The following is a 216-nucleotide window of genomic DNA, read 5'->3' as shown; positions in this document are numbered from 1 at the left end:
GCTTTAATACCTAACAAAAAAACAATAGAATATATATGTTATTATAGGCGTGTCAGAAATTTATAATAGTCTACGTCTTGCAAAATTCACTAGATAGAAAGGGAAGATGAATTATGATTGTTAAAGTCGGATTTGATTATGAAGATGATATAGAGTATATGATTTGTCCTGCAAAAGTAGGAAGAAATATTAATTAATTACAAAGGTAATTTTGGA

It is taken from the genome of Bacillus sp. JJ1474 (assembly GCF_036965225.1).
In the GTDB taxonomy this organism is placed as follows: domain Bacteria; phylum Bacillota; class Bacilli; order Bacillales; family Cytobacillaceae; genus Cytobacillus.
Note: the sequence above shows the minus strand (reverse complement) of the source record.